The organism is Serratia sp. root2 (assembly GCF_031931805.1).
GTDB lineage: Bacteria > Pseudomonadota > Gammaproteobacteria > Enterobacterales > Enterobacteriaceae > Serratia > Serratia inhibens.
The window spans coordinates 955251-972276 of record NZ_JAUJXB010000001.1 but is presented as its reverse complement, the minus strand read 5'-3'; the positions used below and the strand labels follow the sequence as shown (position 1 = coordinate 972276).

Sequence of the window (17026 nt, the reverse complement as noted above, 5' to 3'; positions counted from 1 at the left end):
ATGGAAACGCTGTTGGAAGTGCGCAACCTGACCAAAACCTACCGTTACCGCACCGGGCTGTTCCGTCGCCAGCACGTTGAAGCGGTGAAATCAGTCAGCTTTACCCTCCGTGAACGGCAGACGCTGGCGATCATCGGTGAAAACGGTTCCGGCAAATCGACGCTGGCGAAGATGTTGTCCGGCATGGTTGAGCCTTCATCCGGCGAACTGCTGATCGACGATCACCGGCTCGACTACGGCGATTACCGCTACCGCAGCCAGCGCATCCGCATGATATTTCAGGATCCGAGCACGTCACTTAATCCGCGCCAACGCATCGGCCAACTGCTTGACGCCCCGCTGCGGCTGAATACCGATCTGGAAGGCCCACAGCGCGAGCAGCGCATCAATCAGACTCTGCGGCAGGTGGGGATGCTGCCGGACCACGCTTATTACTATCCGCATATGCTGGCCTCCGGCCAGAAACAGCGGGTGGCGCTGGCCCGTGCGCTGATCTTGCAACCCAAGGTCATCGTCGCCGATGAGGCACTGGCTTCGCTGGACATGTCGATGCGTTCGCAGATCATCAACCTGATGCTGGAACTGCAGGAGAAACACGGAATTTCGTACATCTATGTAACTCAGCATCTGGGCATGATGAAGCACATCAGCGATCAGGTCATGGTGATGCACGAAGGGGAAATCGTTGAACGTGGGAGCACCGCCGAAGTTCTGGCTGCGCCGTTGCACGATCTGACCAAACGGCTGATCGCCAGCCACTTCGGCGAAGCGCTCACCGCAGATGCCTGGCGGCGCGACGGCGGCCGATTCTGACGCTTGCAGGAAACCCGCTTTCGAGCGGGTTTTTTATTGCCTAACCCTCCACTGCGCTTATCCAATATCCTCAAATACAAATTACAAATTTGTTATATATCATTATATTTTATTCCATTCAGTTATTGATTAGCACTTAACATTATTTTATCTCGCCAATCGAATCGGTGAGGATATCCCCTACGTTGAGCTTATTAAACGACAGGATATCGCACTGATGAACAGCCCACGCAATCGCCAACTCGCGCAGTTTCTGCTCGCTTTAGCCGCAGGTTTCTCTGTTTATGGTCACGCATTGTGTTGTGATGATCGCCGCTGATCCTGCCTTTCCGTGCCCGTATCCGGGCATGTGCCTCTTTTGTCTCGCCGCCGCTGCCTGTCGCACCGGTGGCTGTTGCTCATGATTAAGGATTACCGCCCTATGGAACTACTACGTCGACAACATAATGCCCAGTGGTATCACGAAACCCAAAGCAGCGTTCGCGGAGACCAGCCGCTTGAGCCGCAGGCGGCCACCCTACGCGACAGATTTCTGCTGGGGTTGGGCGCATTTGCCGACGAAGCGTTGAACACCGCACTGACCGCCCGTGCCGGGGTGTTTAACGCCTCGCATGCCAGTTATCATGTGCTGTTCCCAGACCAGGTGGAATTGACAAGGCTAGTGACATTGTCACCTTACGATCGTCTTAGCACCGCCCTGACCGTGGCTCAGGTGACCGGCGTACAATCTCTTTGTAGCCATTACGCTGCCCGCCTCGCCCCGTTGCACAGCCCCGACGCCTCTCGTGAAAGCAATATCCGCCTCGCCCAGATCACACAATACGCCCGCCAGCTAGCCAGCCAACCGACCCTGATTTGCAGCAAAGCGCTGCAACAGCTCAGTGATGTCGGTTTAAGCCCGGCGGATATCGTGACCTTTTCGCAGATTATCGGTTTTGTCAGTTACCAGGCGCGCGTCGTCGCCGGCGTGGCTGCGCTAGCCGGGCGGCCAACGGGGGTAGTGCCCGGTTTCCCGAACATAGACGATGCCGAAGGGGTGGAATTCACCGAAGAGGAACTGGCGTGGCAATCCCGGTTACCGCCGATAACGCTGGAAGACGCTCGGGCTGAACAACTCGACGTACTCGATCAAAGTCACCCGGACGCCCGCAGCGAGCCTTATTTTCTGCTGCTGGCCCACGATGCCCCCGCGTTACGTGAACGCAACGGCGTTTTTAACAGCATCAACGCGGACGGCTACGGCCTGTCGGCGCGGCTGAAAGCGCTGGCGACACTGGCTGTTGCTCGCATTAACGGCAGCCGCTACTGCGCATCGACCGTGGCCCAGGATATTCAGGACGGCGCATTGGCAGGTGCCCTCTTCACCGACATTAACCGCGGGCTGGAAAGCAGCGATAATCCTGTGATACAGGCGGTGATCCGCGTTGCCGCAGACCTGACCCGCACGCCGGAAAAATTCACCCCGCGCAGTGTGCAACCGCTGTTTAACAGCGGCCTGAATCAGGCCCAGGCGCTGGACGTGATCCTCACCGCCGCGCTCTACGCCTGGGAGAACCGTTTACGTCAGACTCTCGGCGATGCGCAGGCGATCGGCGAGAGTCAACCGGCATAATTACTGCTGCAGCAGCCAATTGCCGGCAGCGTCAAAAAAGTGCTGAGCCAACGGCGTTGCCCGCCCCGGCTCAGCAATCACCACTGCCGCATGTCGTGACATGGCAGGAATGGCGATTGGCCGCCGCTGCAGGTCCGGTGTCATGGCCGGCAGCAGATTACCTTGCGGAAACAGACCGCACCCCAGACCAACGAAAATGCCTTCCAGCAGTTGGAATATCGATGTGGTTTCCATGCGTGCATGCAGCGTCAACCCGGCTTCGCGGAAGTGTTGATCGAGGTAACGCCGGAAGTAACGTGTGGGTTCAGCCAGGCATAGCGGCAGCGCGGTCACCTCCGCCAGCGTCAACGGTTTATCCCCCACCAATTGCGGGAAGTGCTGCGGATGGAATACCAATTCGATACCCGTGTCCGACAAAGGTTGCGACTGGAAGTGCAGCTCTTTCAATGTCGCCAACTCGAAGAAACCGATACCGATATCCACGGTATGCGCCGTCAAGGCTTCCAGCAACTGATCGGCGCTCAGCACCGCAATCCGATAGTCCAACTGAGGAAAACGTTCGCTGACCGCCTTCAGCATCTGCGCCAGCGAAATGCTGCACTGCGGCACGGCCCCGATACGCAGGGTGCCGTTAAAGCCGTGCTTGAGCGACTCCACCTCCAGTTTCAGCCCCTGATAAACCGACACAATCTCGCGCGCCCACGCCAATACACGCTCGCCTTCCGCAGTAAAACCTTCAAAGTTATTACCGCGGTTAATCAACGAAACTCCCAATTCTTTTTCCAGATTTTTCAACCGCATGGATAACGTCGGCTGGCTAACGAAGCTGGCCTCCGCCGCACGTCCAAAATGGCGCTCTCTTTCCAGGTTACAGAGGTAAATCAGTTGTTTGATGTCCATAAAGCGGCTCGGAAAATAATGACTACCCTGAGTATATCATCGCGGAAGCTTTTTGGGCGCGGTGCCCATGGTTCAGAGTTTCAGCTTCGCGTAGTCCATCAGGCGCGAGAGCATACCGCCGTTATTTACCGACTGCAGCGCCACCAGCGGCAGGGTTTTCAATAGCATGCCGTTATCGCTGATGCGAATCTCCCCAATTGACTGTCCCTTTGCCAACGGGGCGTCAAGACGCGAGGAATTTATCACATACTGGGCTTTCAACTTGTCCGCTTCGCGCTTTGGCAGGCTGATGTATTGATCCTGCTCACTGCCCACCGGCACAAGGTGGCGATCGCCATACCACACTTTTTCCTGCCCCAGAGTTTGCCCGGCGCTAAACAGATGCACGGTGGCGAAATCTCGCAGGCCCCAGGTCAGCAGTTTACGGGCCTGATCTTCTCGCCCTTTTGCACTTTTACCGCCCATCACGACGGCGATCAAACGCCGGTCGCCTTCCGTTGCGGAGGCAATAATGTTAAAACCGGCCGATTCGGTATGCCCCGTTTTCAGGCCGTCCACCCGCAGGTTTTTATCCCACAGCAGCCCATTGCGGTTCTGTTGGGTAATCCCGTTCCAGGACAGCGATTTTTCGCTGTACATATGATATTCCGCCGGTTCGCTCATGATGATGGCACGTGAAATCAACGCCAGATCGCCGGCCGTAGTGAACTGGCCTGGCGCGTCCAGCCCGTGAACGGTTTCAAAATGGGTATTTTTCAGGCCAAGCTGAGTGCTTTTTTCATTCATCAGTTTGACGAACGCGGTCTGGCTGCCCGCCACGTAGTCCGCCATCGCCACGCAGGCATCGTTGCCGGAGTCAATAATAATGCCGCGACTGAGATCACGTACCGTGACCCTGTCACCGGGCTTCAGGAACATCAGCGAGGAACCCTTGAACACAGGATTGCCCTGCGCCCAGGCGTCTTTGCCCACGGTCACTACGTCGTCCAGGCCAATTTTGTGTTGATCGAGCGCATGATCAATCACCAACCCGGTCATCAGTTTGGTCAGGCTGGCCGGATTGCGCCGCTCGTCCGCATTGTTCTCCGCCAGTACCTGACCGGTGGTGTAATCCATCAATACATAAGAGGCCGCGTCTATCGCCGGCGGTGTATTGAGAGGAAAACTGAGTGGCGCATCCGCCGCCTGTACCGCCAACGGCAGCAGAATTCCGGTTATCACAGACAATACTGAATGCTTCACTCATCCATCCTTAAATAAAATTCTAATATAATCCGCGAGATAGACTGCCCTAAAGCGGCGCGTAGCGGAATCATTAGTCTTTTGCAGGGCATAACATAGTGAAACTATTTGTATGTCCGGCTGAGGACCCGAACAGCGAGCGATAAACCCGCTCTATGCCGCGATTACCCAATTCTATTAGACGCTTATGCCGTACCCACCTAAACTTGCGACATAAATACTTAAAACGATTAAAAAATAATTTACTTTTTAGCTACAACACATGTGAAGAAAATCATGAAATTCAAACCGTCCATAAAGCCGTATACCGGCGCAGCAGGTGGCTGGGGTTCACTCGAAGCCACCACCCGTTACGTGCTCGACAGCAAACAGGCACTGAAAAACCTGCGCAATCTGATGCGCGTGAATAAGGTCCGCGGCTTCGACTGCCCGGGCTGCGCCTGGGGCGACGACAATCACAGTACCTTCAGTTTCTGCGAAAACGGCGCCAAGGCAGTCAGTTGGGAGGCCACGCGCAATGCGGTTGAACCGGCATTTTTCGCCGCCCACAGCGTCAGTGCCCTGCAACAGCAAAGCGACTATTTCCTCGAGTATCAGGGCCGCATTACCCATCCGATGCGCTATAACGCCGAAACTGACCATTACGAGCCGATCGGTTGGCCGGAGGCGCTGACGTTGATTGCCCACCACATCAAACAGATGGATAATCCGAATCAGATCGAACTCTATACCTCCGGCCGCGCCAGCAACGAGGCGTCTTATTTGTATCAGCTGTTCGGCCGCATGCTCGGCACCAGCAATTTCCCCGACTGCTCGAATATGTGCCATGAGGCCAGCGGCGTCGGGTTGAAACAAAGCATCGGCGTGGGTAAAGGCACCATTCGCATGGATGACTTTGAAAAAGCCGACGCCATCTTTGTGTTCGGCCAAAACCCCGGCACCAACCATCCGCGCATGTTGCACAGCCTGAAAAATGCCGCCGGTCGTGGGGCGCGTATCGTTAGTTTTAACACCCTGCGCGAACGCGGTCTGGAGCGCTTCGCCGATCCGCAAAACCCGATTCAAATGTTAACGCCGACATCTTCGCCAATAAGTTCAGCTTATTTTCAGCCCAACCTTGGCGGGGATATGGCGGCAGTGCGCGGCATGGTGAAAGCGCTGCTGGAAAACCATCGCCAGCGTTTGTCCTCCGGTGAACCTGGCCTGTTCGATTTGGCGTTCATTGAGCAGCACAGCGTCGGCGTGGAAAGCTACCTGGCGCAAGTGGATGCCACCTCCTGGGATCACATCATCCAACAGTCTGGCCTCAGCGAGGTGCAGTTGCGGCAGGCGGCGGCGATTTATCAGGGTGCCGAGCGGGTGATTTGCACCTGGGCGATGGGCATCACTCAGCATAAGCATTCGGTGCCGACGGTGCGCGAGATAACCAATCTGCAACTGCTGTTCGGTCAGTTGGGCAAACCGGGCGCCGGCCTGTGCCCGGTGCGCGGCCACAGCAACGTACAGGGCAACCGCACCATGGGCATTGACGAGAAATCGCCCAAGGCGCTGCTCGACAGCCTGGAAAAACATTTCAACTTCTCCCCACGACGCGAGCCTGGCCATAACACGGTAGAGGCCATCGAAGCGATGCTGCGCGGTGAAGTGAAGGTGCTGTTGGCGCTGGGCGGCAATCTGGCGGCGGCGGCACCGGATACCGAACGCACCGCCCGCGCCCTGCGCTGCTGCGACCTGACGGTGCATATCAGCACCAAGCTCAACCGCAGCCATCTGGTCACCGGTAAAGACGCGCTGATCCTGCCAACGCTGGGGCGTACCGAGCAGGATCTGCAGGCCAGTGGCCCGCAGTACATCACGGTGGAAGATTCATTCAGTATGGTTCACGCCTCCGAAGGCGTCGGTAAACCGCTGGCAGATACCCAACGGTCAGAAACCGCCATTGTTTGCGGCATCGCCGATGCGGTGCTGGGCAACAAGCCGTTGGACTGGCTGGCGCTGGCGGATGACTATTCGCTGATCCGCGACCATATCGCCGCCACCGTTCCCGGTTTCGAGGATTTCAACCGTCGCTGCGATCAACCCGGCGGTTTCTATTTGGGTAATGCCGCCGCCGAATTGCGTTTCGCCACGCCTAGCGGTAAAGCGGAATTCAGCGCAGCCTCGCTACCAGAGAGCCTGCTCCCGGAGTTCGACGGCAAAAAAGCGCCCTTTACGCTGCAAACACTGCGTTCCCACGATCAGTACAACACCACCATCTACGGGTTGGACGACCGCTATCGCGGCGTGTATGGCCAGCGTGAAGTACTGTTCATCCACCCGGAAGATCTGGCGGCCTTGGACATGCAGGACGGTGAATTGGTGGAGATCGAAACCCTGTGGAATGACGGCGTCATCCGCAAGGTGAGCGGTTTCAAACTGGTGAGCTACGATATTCCACGCGGCAACCTGGCGGCCTACTACCCGGAAACCAACCCGCTGGTGCCACTGGCCAGTTTTGGCGACGGTACCGGCACACCGACCTCCAAATCCATCCCGGTGGCGATCCGCCGCTGCACTGCGCAACCAACGCTGCGTATCGCCTGACCTGATGCGCCCGGTTTACGCCGGGCGCGCCAATATTTCCAGGGTCGCCTGCAATTCGGCCGAAAGCTGATGACGGCGCCAGACGAAGTATAAATCGCTCACTCCTTCCTCTCCCATTTCCACCACCTTCAATTCCGGTGCAGGCAGGATCAGTGGCAGCAGCGAACCGGGGATGCAGGCTACCCCACAGCCGGCCTTTACGCAGGCCGCCATTGCGGTATAAGACTCCATTTCCAGCGTCATGCGCGGTTTCAGGTTACGCGAAGCCAGCCAGTGATCGACCTTGAGGCGAAACGAACACTCGCGGCTGAAGGTATAAAACTCCAGTTCTGACAGCGTGGCGGCATCGGGCTGTGCTACCGCGGCCGGCATCAGCAGCACCAGCCGCTCGTCAAAGGCCTTCTGGCTGGCTAACAGAGGATGCTCAATCGGTCCGTCGGTGATAGCCAGATCGAGCTCACTGTCAATCAGCATTCGTTCCAATACCAGCGAATCGCGGCTCAGCACGTTGACCTGCAACTGCGGTTGCAGGCGGCGCAGTTGAGCGATGCGCGCCGGCAAATGGCTGACCAGCGAGAAATCCAGCGCGCCAAGATTCAGCAACCCCTGCGGTTGCTCCCCGACGAACAGTTGTCGGCTGCGCTCGGCTTGCATCACGATATCGCGCGCCTGCTGGTAAAACAGCCTGCCTCGCGGGTTTACGTACAGCCGGTTCTTGTCGCGAAAAAACAGATCTCCACCCAGCGTTGTCTCCAGTTCGCGGATGCGCAGGGTAACGTTGGAGGGCACGCAGTGCAGCTCCCGTGCAGCGGCGGCAATGGTCTTATGCTCAACCAGGGCGCAGAAAAATTTGAGCTGGCTCAGTTTCATTAAACATTCACTTTTAGTAATGATCTTACTTAAAAACAATCACTTTAGATTAGCATCGATTTGCCCTACAGTTCTGTCGACAACCTGAGGAGAAACCCAATGCCACTGAACGACCTATTGACGCTGCCGGGCGTTGCCGCTCAACCGGATGCGGTCACCGACGGCTACGTGTTCAACCACACCATGATCCGCGTGAAGGACCTGACCAAAGCGCTGGATTTCTATACCCGCGTGCTGGGCTTTACCCCGGTTTACCTGGAAGAGTTTCGGGAGGCGGCCTTTACCATCTGTTATCTGACACGCAGCCCGCGCGAGCAGATCCCGCAGGATGACGAAGAGCGCAAACGCTGGGCCCTGAGCCAACCGGGCATTCTGGAACTGACCTACAACCACGGCACCGAACAGCAGGCCGATTTCCGCTATCACAATGGCAATAGCGAGCCGCGCGGCTTTGGCCATCTGTGCGTGACGGTGCCGGACGTGCGTGTCGCCTGCGAGCGTTTTGAGCGCCTTGGCGTGGCCTTCCAGAAGCGCCTGCATGAGGGACGAATGAACTATGTGGCATTCATCCGCGATCCGGATGATTACTGGATTGAGATCCTGCAGCCAACGCCGCTGCTGGACTGATTCGCAGCCCTTCCCCCCGGCCCTCTGTGCCGGGGTTTTACTTTACCTCCCTTGATTGGCCGCTATTGGGCAAAATCGCGCGCCAACGCAGGAAAACCGTGACGTTAGGCTTGCCCGCAGCGGGTGATTCGCGTAAAACTGTCTGCCGCAAATCTTGCCACTCACAACCCATTCACTGGACGATATGTTTCAAGATAACCCGCTGCTGGCGCAGCTTAAACAGCAACTTCACTCTCAGACCCCACGCGTTGAAGGCGTAGTAAAAGGGACTGAGAAAGGCTTTGGCTTTCTTGAGGTCGACGGTCAAAAGAGCTATTTCATCCCACCGCCGTACATGAAGAAAGTCATGCATGGGGATCGCGTGATCGCCACCCTGCACACCGAGAAAGAACGCGAAATCGCCGAGCCGGAAACCCTGGTCGAGCCATTCCTTTCGCGCTTTGTCGGCCGCGTGCAAAAGCGTGATGACCGCCTGTCCATTGTGCCCGATCATCCGTTGCTGAAAGACGCAATTCAGTGTCGCCCGGTGCGTGAACTGACCCATAACTTCCAGGCCGGTGACTGGGCGGTAGCGGAAATGCGCCGCCACCCGTTGAAAGGCGATCGCGGTTTCAACGCCGATCTGACCCACTTCATCACCGACGGCGAAGACCATCTGGCCCCTTGGTGGGTCACGCTGGCTCGCCATAACCTGGAAAAAGAAGCGCCGGAGATGGTTGCCATCAGCGAGCCGGACGCCGCGTTGCAGCGTGAAGATCTGACCGCGCTGAATTTTGTCACCATTGACAGCGCCAGCACCGAAGATATGGACGATGCGTTGTTCGTTCAGGACAACGGCGACGGCTCACTGCAACTGACCATCGCCATTGCCGACCCAACCGCTTACGTAGCGCAAGGCAGCCCGCTGGATGATATCGCCCGCAAGCGTGCCTTCACCAACTATCTGCCGGGTTTCAACATTCCTATGTTGCCGCGCGACCTGTCTGATAACCTGTGCTCTCTGCGCCCGAACGAACGCCGTCCGGTACTGGCTTGCCGCGTCACCATAGGTGCCGATGGCGCGTTGGGTAACGACATTCATTTCTTTGCCGCCGAGATCGAGTCAAAAGCCAAACTGGTTTATGACGAAGTATCCGACTGGCTGGAAGGCATTGCCGGCTGGCAACCGCCAAGCGACGAGATTGCACAGCAAATCACCCTGTTGAAACGCGTCTGCGATGCCCGTAACGCCTGGCGCCACCAACATGCCCTGGTGTTCAAGGATCGTCCTGACTACCGCTTTGTTCTGGGCGAAAAAGGCGAAGTGCTGGAAATCATCACCGAACAACGCCGCAGCGCCAACCGCATCGTTGAAGAGTGCATGATTGCCTCCAACGTCTGCGCCGCCATCATGCTGCGCGATCGTCTGGGCTTCGGGATTTACAACGTGCATACCGGTTTCGATCCGGCGTTGGTTGAGCAGGCGGTTACCGTGCTGCAAGCCAACGGCGTGGAAGCCGATGCCGAGAAACTGCTGACGCTGGACGGGTTCTGCGAACTGCGCCGTCATCTCGACTCGCAACCGACCCAGTTCCTCGACAGCCGTATCCGCCGTTTCCAGACTTATGCCGAGATCAGCACCACGCCGGGCCCGCATTTCGGCCTGGGACTGGAAGCCTACGCGACCTGGACCTCACCGATCCGTAAATACGGCGACATGGTCAACCACCGTCTCCTGAAAGCCATCATCGCCGAACAGTCCGCCGAAAAACCGCAGGACGAAGTGACGGTCCAATTGGCAGAGCGCCGTCGTCTTAACCGCATGGCGGAGCGTGACGTCGGTGACTGGCTGTATGCGCGTTACCTGAAAGACAAAGCCGGTACCGATGAGCGCTTCAATGCGGAAATCATCGACGTGACCCGCGGTGGTCTGCGCGTGCGCCTGCTGGACAACGGTGCCGTCGCCTTTATCCCTGCGCCGTTTATTCACGCGGTGCGTGATGAAATGGTCTGCAGCCAGGATACCGGCACGGTCCAGGTGAAAGGCGAAGTCGTCTATCGCCAGAGCGATACCCTGGAGGTCAACATCGCCGAAGTGCGTATGGAAACCCGCAGCGTGATCGCCCGCCCTGCGGCCTGACGTTTCTCTCTGCAAGACAGTCGACGCCGGCGATGAAAATCGCCGGCGTTTTTTTGCCTCCTCTTCGGGTTATTGCAGCCTGTCGCCACCGGTTTCCCGCAGCAGCGGCAGTGCCAGCAACGAAATCACGGTAGCCAGCATCAGATAGCCGGCAGGCGCCAGCAGCGAACCGCTCAGGGCGATCGACTGCGAGGCGATGTACTGGGCAAATCCACCGAAAATCGCTACGCCCAGGCTATACACCAGCGCAAATCCCAATGCGCGGATGCGCTGGGGGAACAGTTCGGAAATCATCAGCAAGGTCGGTACCGAGCCCAGAGTAGTCAGGCTGACCATCAGCACCACTACGCTCAGCAACACCGCCGGATGCGGCACCTCATTTAACAGCCAGAAAACCGGCAACGACAGCAGCAAAATGGCGATGCGTGCCCAGAGAATCAGCGGCAGTCTGCCGTAGCGATCGCACCAGTGGCCCACCAGTAAGCTGCCGCCAAAGGTCACCGCCCCCGCCAACAACATGGCGGCATAGCCGTGGGATTGCGCCATGCCGAGGTACTTCACCGCATAGGTGCCGAGATAATACATTGAGATGTAAGTAGCCACGGTCGCGCCGATGGTCAACATCACGCCGAGCACAACCGCCCGTGAATGTTGACGCAAGTGCGGTGGTGCCTGCGGTTCTTTCGCCGCGTGCGGCCGATCGTTCTCCAGACTGAGCCGCAGCCAGCAGCCGATTGGCGCCAACGCCACGCCGATAAAGAACGGAATGCGCCAACCCCAGCTGGCCATGGCCTCGGGGTCGCCCGACAGTACCGGCAGTGCGGCGCTCAATCCCAGTGCCGTCGCGCCGCCAACGACGCTGGCAATCCCCTGCGTTGCCAGTGTCCAGCTGGAATAAAATCCTCGCCGGTTGGGCGGAGCAGCCTCCACCAGCAGCGACATCGACGCTCCGACCTCCCCACCCGCCGCCACGCCCTGAATCAACCGCGCGGCCACCAGCGTTATCGTTCCCCAATAGCCGGCGGTAGCGTAGGTCGGTGCAAAACCGATCATCGCCGTCCCCAGAGTCATCAGCGAAATCGTCAGAACCATCGCCGATTTTCGCCCGCAGCGATCGGCATAGGCGCCGATCAGAACACCGCCCAGCGGCCGCATAATAAAACTGACGCCAAAGGTGGCGAACGCCAGCAACAGCGCCAGATTCGGATCGCTCGAGGGCGGGAAAAACAGCACGCTGATATAAATAACAAAGAAGTTGTAAATACCGAAATCAAAAAACTCCAGCGCATTGCCGAAGGAGGCGGCGAAAATAACCCGCTTGCCGCCCACCTTCCGCACCGATGTTATTTCCTGATCATTGGAAAGCGTATTTTCACTCATAGTATTTCCCTGAAATCATCAAGCTGATTTATTTTAGATAGGCTTCAGTCAACGCTCCCCAATAATGGCTGCCGGCAGCCAGGCAATCGTCGTTAAAATCGTATCCGGGGTTATGCACCATGCAGCTGCCCTCACCCTTACCGTTGCCGATAATCAAATAACAGCCTTGTGGATGTGCATCGAGCATAAAAGCAAAGTCTTCACTGCCCATCAGCGGTTGGGTGCCGTAGTGAGCGCGCGCGGTGCCAAACTGCTGCTCCGCTACCCTGTGGGCGAAGCGCGTCATCGCTTCGTCATTCATCAGCACCGGCGTGCCGTTGACGTGTTCCACCCGGGCGCAGGCACCAAAGCTTTCCGCCTGCGCCTGCACCAGTGCCGGAATACGCGCCAGCAATGTGGCGCGCGCCTGAGGGTCCAGCGAGCGTACGCTGAGTTTCATCTCTGCACTCTCTGGTATCACGTTGGCCGCTTCACCGGCTTTGATGCTACCGACGGTGATCACCGCGGCCTCCAGCGGGTTTATATTGCGCGAGACGATGCTTTGCAGCGCCACGGTGATATGCGACGCCACCAGCACCGGATCGACCGCCAGGTGCGGGATAGCACCGTGACCGCCGCGCCCCTGCACGCTAATATTGAACTGATCCATCGAGGCCATAAAAGGACCGTGCTGGAAGAAAAACTCGCCGGCCGGCATGCCCGGCATGTTATGCATGGCGAAGATAGCGTCGCAGGGGAACAACTCAAACAGCCCCTGTTCCAGCATGCGGGCGCCGCCGTTGAGCATCTCCTCCGCCGGTTGAAATATCAGATGCAGCGTACCGTTGAAATTGCGCGTCTGTGCCAGGTAGCGGGCAGCGCCGAGCAGCATGGTGGTATGGCCGTCATGGCCGCAGGCGTGCATGCGGTTCGCGATGCGGCTGCTCCAGGGTTTACCGTTGTTCTCCGTAATCGGCAACGCGTCCATGTCAGCGCGCAGCCCGAGGCGTTTTTCGCCGCACCCCTGTCGCAGGGTGCCCACCACGCCGGTGCCCGCCAGCCCGCGATGCACCTCATAACCCCACGCGCTCAAATAGTCCGCCACCAGATCGCTGGTGCGAAACTCTTCAAAACCCAGCTCCGGGTGTCGATGAATATCGTGCCGAATTGCCGTCAATTGAGATAAATAACCGCCGATCATTTTATCTATCATAATTAAACTCCTTTTTTTTCTTTATTATTTGCGAGATGAATAATTGAATGCTCTTTTGAAAGGAAAGGTATAACACGGTATTAATTATTTTTTTCGCCAGCTTGACGACATGGCAATTAATAATCCGCTGACCGAGGTTTTCGACAATAAAACGACGATTATCCGCTGAGGGGAAATTAAAACTGCAGAATGAAAAGCTGTATCAGACGGTTTCCTCGGCATCCTGCACCACCGACGCTCATCACCTTGTTTTTACAATAAAACCCCACTTGGTTCACATTTCTCGTCCAACCTGCTTCTGTTCAGCGCCAAAACTCCTATTTTTAATCTGTATTCATTCTCTATAAGAACATCTCTTTCTTTATCTCTGCACACCAAGGAGTTGTTGATCATGAAAAACGTCAAGTCCGGGATCATCTGGCTGGTGGTGGCGTTAGTCGGCGCATTTGCCTTCTCCATGCTGGCGCTCAGCCGCGGGGAGCATGTTAACGCGGTCTGGCTGGTGGTGGCTGCCGTTGCCTGTTATAGCATCGCTTACCGTTTCTATAGCCTGTTCATCGCCAAAAAAGTGTTTGAGCTTGACGATCGCCGCATGACGCCGGCGGAGCGTCGCAACGATGGCCTGGACTATGTCCCCACCAACAAGTGGGTGCTGTTCGGTCACCACTTTGCCGCCATCGCCGGCGCGGGGCCACTGGTTGGGCCGATTCTGGCCGCTCAGATGGGCTTTTTGCCGGGCACCATCTGGATCCTGGTCGGCGTTATGCTGGCCGGGGCGGTGCAGGACTTCCTGATCCTGTTCATTTCTACCCGCCGCGACGGCCGTTCGCTGGGTGAAATGGCCAAACAGGAACTGGGTGCCTTCGCCGGGGTGATCACCATGCTTGGCGCATTGGGCGTGATGATCATCATTCTGTCTGCCTTGGCTCTGGTGGTAGTAAAAGCGCTGGCCGACAGCCCATGGGGCCTGTTCACCATCGCCGCCACCATTCCTATCGCGCTGTTTATGGGAATATACATGCGCTTTATCCGTCCGGGGAAAATCGCCGAAATCTCGGTGGTCGGCTTCGTACTGATGCTGCTGGCGATCATTTATGGCGGCAACGTGGCGCAACACCCCTACTGGGGGCCCTTCTTTACGCTGCATGGCACCACCCTGACCTGGGTGCTGGTGATCTACGGTTTCGTCGCTTCGGTGCTACCGGTATGGCTGCTGCTGGCGCCACGTGATTATCTTTCCACCTTTATGAAGATTGGCGTCATTATCGGGCTGGCGATAGGCATTGTCTTTGCCATGCCGGAAATGAAAATGCCTGCGGTATCGCGCTTTATCGATGGCAGCGGCCCGGTATTCGCCGGTTCACTGTTCCCGTTCCTGTTTATCACTATCGCCTGCGGTTCGATTTCCGGTTTCCATGCGCTGGTGTCCAGCGGGACCACCCCTAAACTGGTAGAGCGCGAAAGCCATATTCGTTTTATCGGTTATGGCGCCATGCTGATGGAATCCTTCGTGGCCATCATGGCGCTGATTTGCGCTTCGGTGATCGACCCCGGCGTTTATTTCGCCATGAACTCTCCGGCGGCGCTGATTGGCACCACGGTGGAAAACGCCTCGCAGGTCATCAACAGCTGGGGCTTTGTCATTACGCCGGAAACCCTGACGATGATCGCCAAAGACGTGGGCGAGCATTCGATCCTGTCGCGCGCCGGTGGCGCACCGACCTTTGCTGTAGGGATGGCGCACATCATCACCGAAGTGTTTAACAGCCGCGCGATGATGGCGTTCTGGTATCACTTCGCCATTCTGTTTGAGGCGCTGTTCATTCTGACCGCCGTCGATGCCGGCACCCGCGCCTGCCGCTTTATGGTGCAGGATCTGGTTGGCGTGGCAATCCCTCGGCTGGCCAACAACCGTTCATGGTTCGGTAATCTGGCAGGTACGACGGTGGCCGTAGCCGGTTGGGGTTTCTTCGTTTATCAGGGTGTGGTCGATCCGCTTGGCGGCATCAACACCCTGTGGCCGCTGTTTGGTATCGGCAACCAGATGCTGGCCTCAATGGCGTTGATCCTCGGCACCGTGGTGCTGTTTAAAATGAAAAAACAGCGCTACGCCTGGGTGACCATTCTGCCAACCGTTTGGTTGTTCATTACCTCGATGACCGCCGGCTGGCAAAAAATCTTCCACGAGAAACCCAGCATCGGCTTCCTGGCGCAGGCGAAGAAATTCTCAGCCGGCATTGAGCAAGGCACCCTGATTGCCCCGGCCAAGACACTGAAAGATATGGAAACCATAGTGTTCAGTAATCAGATTAACGCCGCGCTTTGCGCTTTCTTTATGCTGGTGGCGGTGACCATGCTGGTTTCTGCATTCTTTGTGATCCGCCGTGCGCTGAACGCCAGCCAGCCTACGGCGAACGAGTCGCCAGTCACCTTTCGTGAAGAGACTGGCAAGATCTAAACGTTAAGGACACTCTCGCAAGGGCGCTGCGGCGCCCTTTTTTTGATTATTTCACCACCGCCATATGTTCTCGCATGGCAGCTCTGGCCTTGGCGCGTTTCGACCAGATCGCAGTTACGATCGGCACCAGAATCGAGGTGACAATCACCGACGTCGCCACCAAGGCCGTCGCAGCCGGGGCTATCGCCTTGAACTGCGGCACCATTTCAGCAATCAGCACCGGCGTCGCCACCGCAGCGCCGGCAGAGCTGGATGCGGCCACGCCCGCCGTGCCGTCACCCCCGCCAATCAGCTTATCGGCAATAATCAGCGGGATGCCGGTAATCACTATTACCGCTACGCCCAGCAGGATGCCCAACAGCCCGGTTTGCGCTATCACCGCAAGATCGATGGTGTTGCCAAGCGCAAAGGCAAAGAACGGGATTAACGTCTGCACCGCCTTGCCGAAGAATTCGCGCAGTTCGGGATCGAGGTTACCCAGCGCAAACCCGACCAGGAATGGCAACACAGCACCGACAAACACGTGAGGTTCGAACGAGGCTATTCCGGCGGTACCGAGGATAATCATGGTCATCAGCGGCCCGGATTCCAGCGACATCAGCACAAAAGCGCCCGCCTCTTCCTTACTGCCGTATTGTTGCATCACCGAGGCATACAAACCGCCGTTGGTCATGTCCATCGCCGCCACCAGCGCCAGCGTCGACAGGCCGGCGAAAAAACCGACTTCGACACCGTTTTCGGGCATTACCCGCGATGCCACTGCCGCCACCATCCAAGCCACCGCGACCTTGGTCACCACCAGCGTGCCGGATTTACGCAATACCGTACCGGTGGCACTCAGCTTGATTGAGGCCCCCATACAGAAAAACCATACCGCCAGAATCGGCACCGTGCCGCTAATGAGCCCGTTGGTGAAGGAACCGAAATATTTCCCGGCGCCTGGCGCAAAGGTATGACACACCGCGCCAATGAACAGCGGTACCAGCATCATGCCGCCAGGGATCTTGTCTATCGCACGCTTAATCTGCATCACTCATTCCACCTTGCTGTTGAATTGTTAAAGCAACGCACCGCTGACAGCAGCCTTTCCAACCGGCACGCTTCGTGATGATTGGCTCACTCAAGCTAACTGTTCAACGAGGGAATAAAAGTGATCGAAAGCATAAAATTAAAACATTGTTTTGAATTTAAAGATCCATTATTTCAAAATTAAATCGTACTCACAAAAAA

General features: G+C 57.1%; 12 protein-coding genes. 6 read left to right on the top strand and 6 right to left on the bottom strand.

Annotated elements, in window-relative coordinates:
* Window positions 1–813, top strand: coding sequence for a putrescine export ABC transporter ATP-binding protein SapF (gene sapF / locus QZQ97_RS04580; protein ID WP_311992438.1), 813 nt, complete (start codon window positions 1–3; stop codon window positions 811–813).
* Between the two features lie 421 nt (window positions 814–1234).
* Window positions 1235–2425, top strand: a complete 1191-nt coding sequence (locus QZQ97_RS04575) for a CMD domain-containing protein (RefSeq protein ID WP_311992437.1) — start codon at window positions 1235–1237, stop codon at window positions 2423–2425.
* Here the strand turns inward: QZQ97_RS04575 and QZQ97_RS04570 are convergent, their stop codons facing one another.
* On the bottom strand, window positions 2426–3325 hold the full coding sequence (locus tag QZQ97_RS04570) for a LysR family transcriptional regulator (protein WP_311992436.1): 900 nt from the start codon (window positions 3323–3325) through the stop codon (window positions 2426–2428). It lies immediately after the preceding gene.
* A 72-nt stretch (window positions 3326–3397) separates the two neighbouring features.
* The gene (gene dacD / locus QZQ97_RS04565) at window positions 3398–4567 is read right to left on the bottom strand and encodes a serine-type D-Ala-D-Ala carboxypeptidase DacD (protein ID WP_311992435.1); all 1170 of its coding nucleotides are present in this window, start codon (window positions 4565–4567) and stop codon (window positions 3398–3400) included.
* Window positions 4568–4843: 276 nt separating this feature from the next.
* On the opposite strand from dacD, the gene QZQ97_RS04560 reads away from it, so the two are divergent.
* Window positions 4844–7150 carry an FdhF/YdeP family oxidoreductase gene (locus QZQ97_RS04560; protein WP_311992434.1) on the top strand — a complete coding sequence of 769 codons (2307 nt, stop codon included), beginning with the start codon at window positions 4844–4846 and terminating at the stop codon, window positions 7148–7150.
* A 15-nt stretch (window positions 7151–7165) separates the two neighbouring features.
* On the opposite strand, the gene QZQ97_RS04555 is transcribed toward QZQ97_RS04560, so the two are convergent.
* On the bottom strand, window positions 7166–8020 hold the full coding sequence (locus QZQ97_RS04555; RefSeq protein ID WP_311992433.1) for a LysR family transcriptional regulator: 855 nt from the start codon (window positions 8018–8020) through the stop codon (window positions 7166–7168).
* A gap of 99 nt (window positions 8021–8119) precedes the next feature.
* Between QZQ97_RS04555 and gloA the strand changes: the two genes are divergently transcribed.
* Window positions 8120–8647: a lactoylglutathione lyase gene (gloA, locus tag QZQ97_RS04550; protein WP_311992432.1), complete on the top strand. Its 528-nt coding sequence runs from the start codon at window positions 8120–8122 to the stop codon at window positions 8645–8647.
* 184 nt (window positions 8648–8831) lie between these two features.
* Entirely contained in the window at window positions 8832–10766 is a 1935-nt protein-coding gene (locus QZQ97_RS04545; RefSeq protein WP_311992431.1) for an exoribonuclease II, read from the top strand.
* A gap of 69 nt (window positions 10767–10835) precedes the next feature.
* Here QZQ97_RS04545 and QZQ97_RS04540 read toward each other — a convergent pair whose 3' ends face one another.
* On the bottom strand, window positions 10836–12146 hold the full coding sequence (locus QZQ97_RS04540; protein ID WP_311992430.1) for an MFS transporter: 1311 nt from the start codon (window positions 12144–12146) through the stop codon (window positions 10836–10838).
* Window positions 12147–12174: 28 nt separating this feature from the next.
* The gene (locus tag QZQ97_RS04535; protein WP_311992429.1) at window positions 12175–13338 is read right to left on the bottom strand and encodes a M20 aminoacylase family protein; all 1164 of its coding nucleotides are present in this window, start codon (window positions 13336–13338) and stop codon (window positions 12175–12177) included.
* 391 nt (window positions 13339–13729) lie between these two features.
* Between QZQ97_RS04535 and QZQ97_RS04530 the strand changes: the two genes are divergently transcribed.
* Window positions 13730–15796, top strand: coding sequence for a carbon starvation CstA family protein (locus tag QZQ97_RS04530; RefSeq protein WP_311992428.1), 2067 nt, complete (start codon window positions 13730–13732; stop codon window positions 15794–15796).
* A gap of 46 nt (window positions 15797–15842) precedes the next feature.
* On the opposite strand, the gene kdgT is transcribed toward QZQ97_RS04530, so the two are convergent.
* Window positions 15843–16826 (bottom strand): 2-keto-3-deoxygluconate transporter, encoded by a 984-nt coding sequence (gene kdgT, locus QZQ97_RS04525; protein ID WP_311992427.1) that lies wholly within the window; start codon window positions 16824–16826, stop codon window positions 15843–15845.
* Window positions 16827–17026 lie beyond the last annotated feature (200 nt).

Bases quoted from the DNA above. Each gene is read 5' to 3' on its own strand.
- QZQ97_RS04555 (WP_311992433.1), bottom strand. From the start codon at position 8,020: ATGAAACTGAGCCAGCTCAAATTTTTCTGCGCCCTGGTTGAGCATAAG.
- QZQ97_RS04545 (WP_311992431.1), top strand. From the start codon at position 8,832: ATGTTTCAAGATAACCCGCTGCTGGCGCAGCTTAAACAGCAACTTCAC.
- QZQ97_RS04535 (WP_311992429.1), bottom strand. From the start codon at position 13,338: ATGATAGATAAAATGATCGGCGGTTATTTATCTCAATTGACGGCAATT.
- QZQ97_RS04560 (WP_311992434.1), top strand. From the start codon at position 4,844: ATGAAATTCAAACCGTCCATAAAGCCGTATACCGGCGCAGCAGGTGGC.
- QZQ97_RS04575 (WP_311992437.1), top strand. From the start codon at position 1,235: ATGGAACTACTACGTCGACAACATAATGCCCAGTGGTATCACGAAACC.
- QZQ97_RS04570 (WP_311992436.1), bottom strand. From the start codon at position 3,325: ATGGACATCAAACAACTGATTTACCTCTGTAACCTGGAAAGAGAGCGC.
- kdgT (WP_311992427.1), bottom strand. From the start codon at position 16,826: ATGCAGATTAAGCGTGCGATAGACAAGATCCCTGGCGGCATGATGCTG.
- QZQ97_RS04530 (WP_311992428.1), top strand. From the start codon at position 13,730: ATGAAAAACGTCAAGTCCGGGATCATCTGGCTGGTGGTGGCGTTAGTC.
- QZQ97_RS04540 (WP_311992430.1), bottom strand. From the start codon at position 12,146: ATGAGTGAAAATACGCTTTCCAATGATCAGGAAATAACATCGGTGCGG.
- sapF (WP_311992438.1), top strand. From the start codon at position 1: ATGGAAACGCTGTTGGAAGTGCGCAACCTGACCAAAACCTACCGTTAC.
- gloA (WP_311992432.1), top strand. From the start codon at position 8,120: ATGCCACTGAACGACCTATTGACGCTGCCGGGCGTTGCCGCTCAACCG.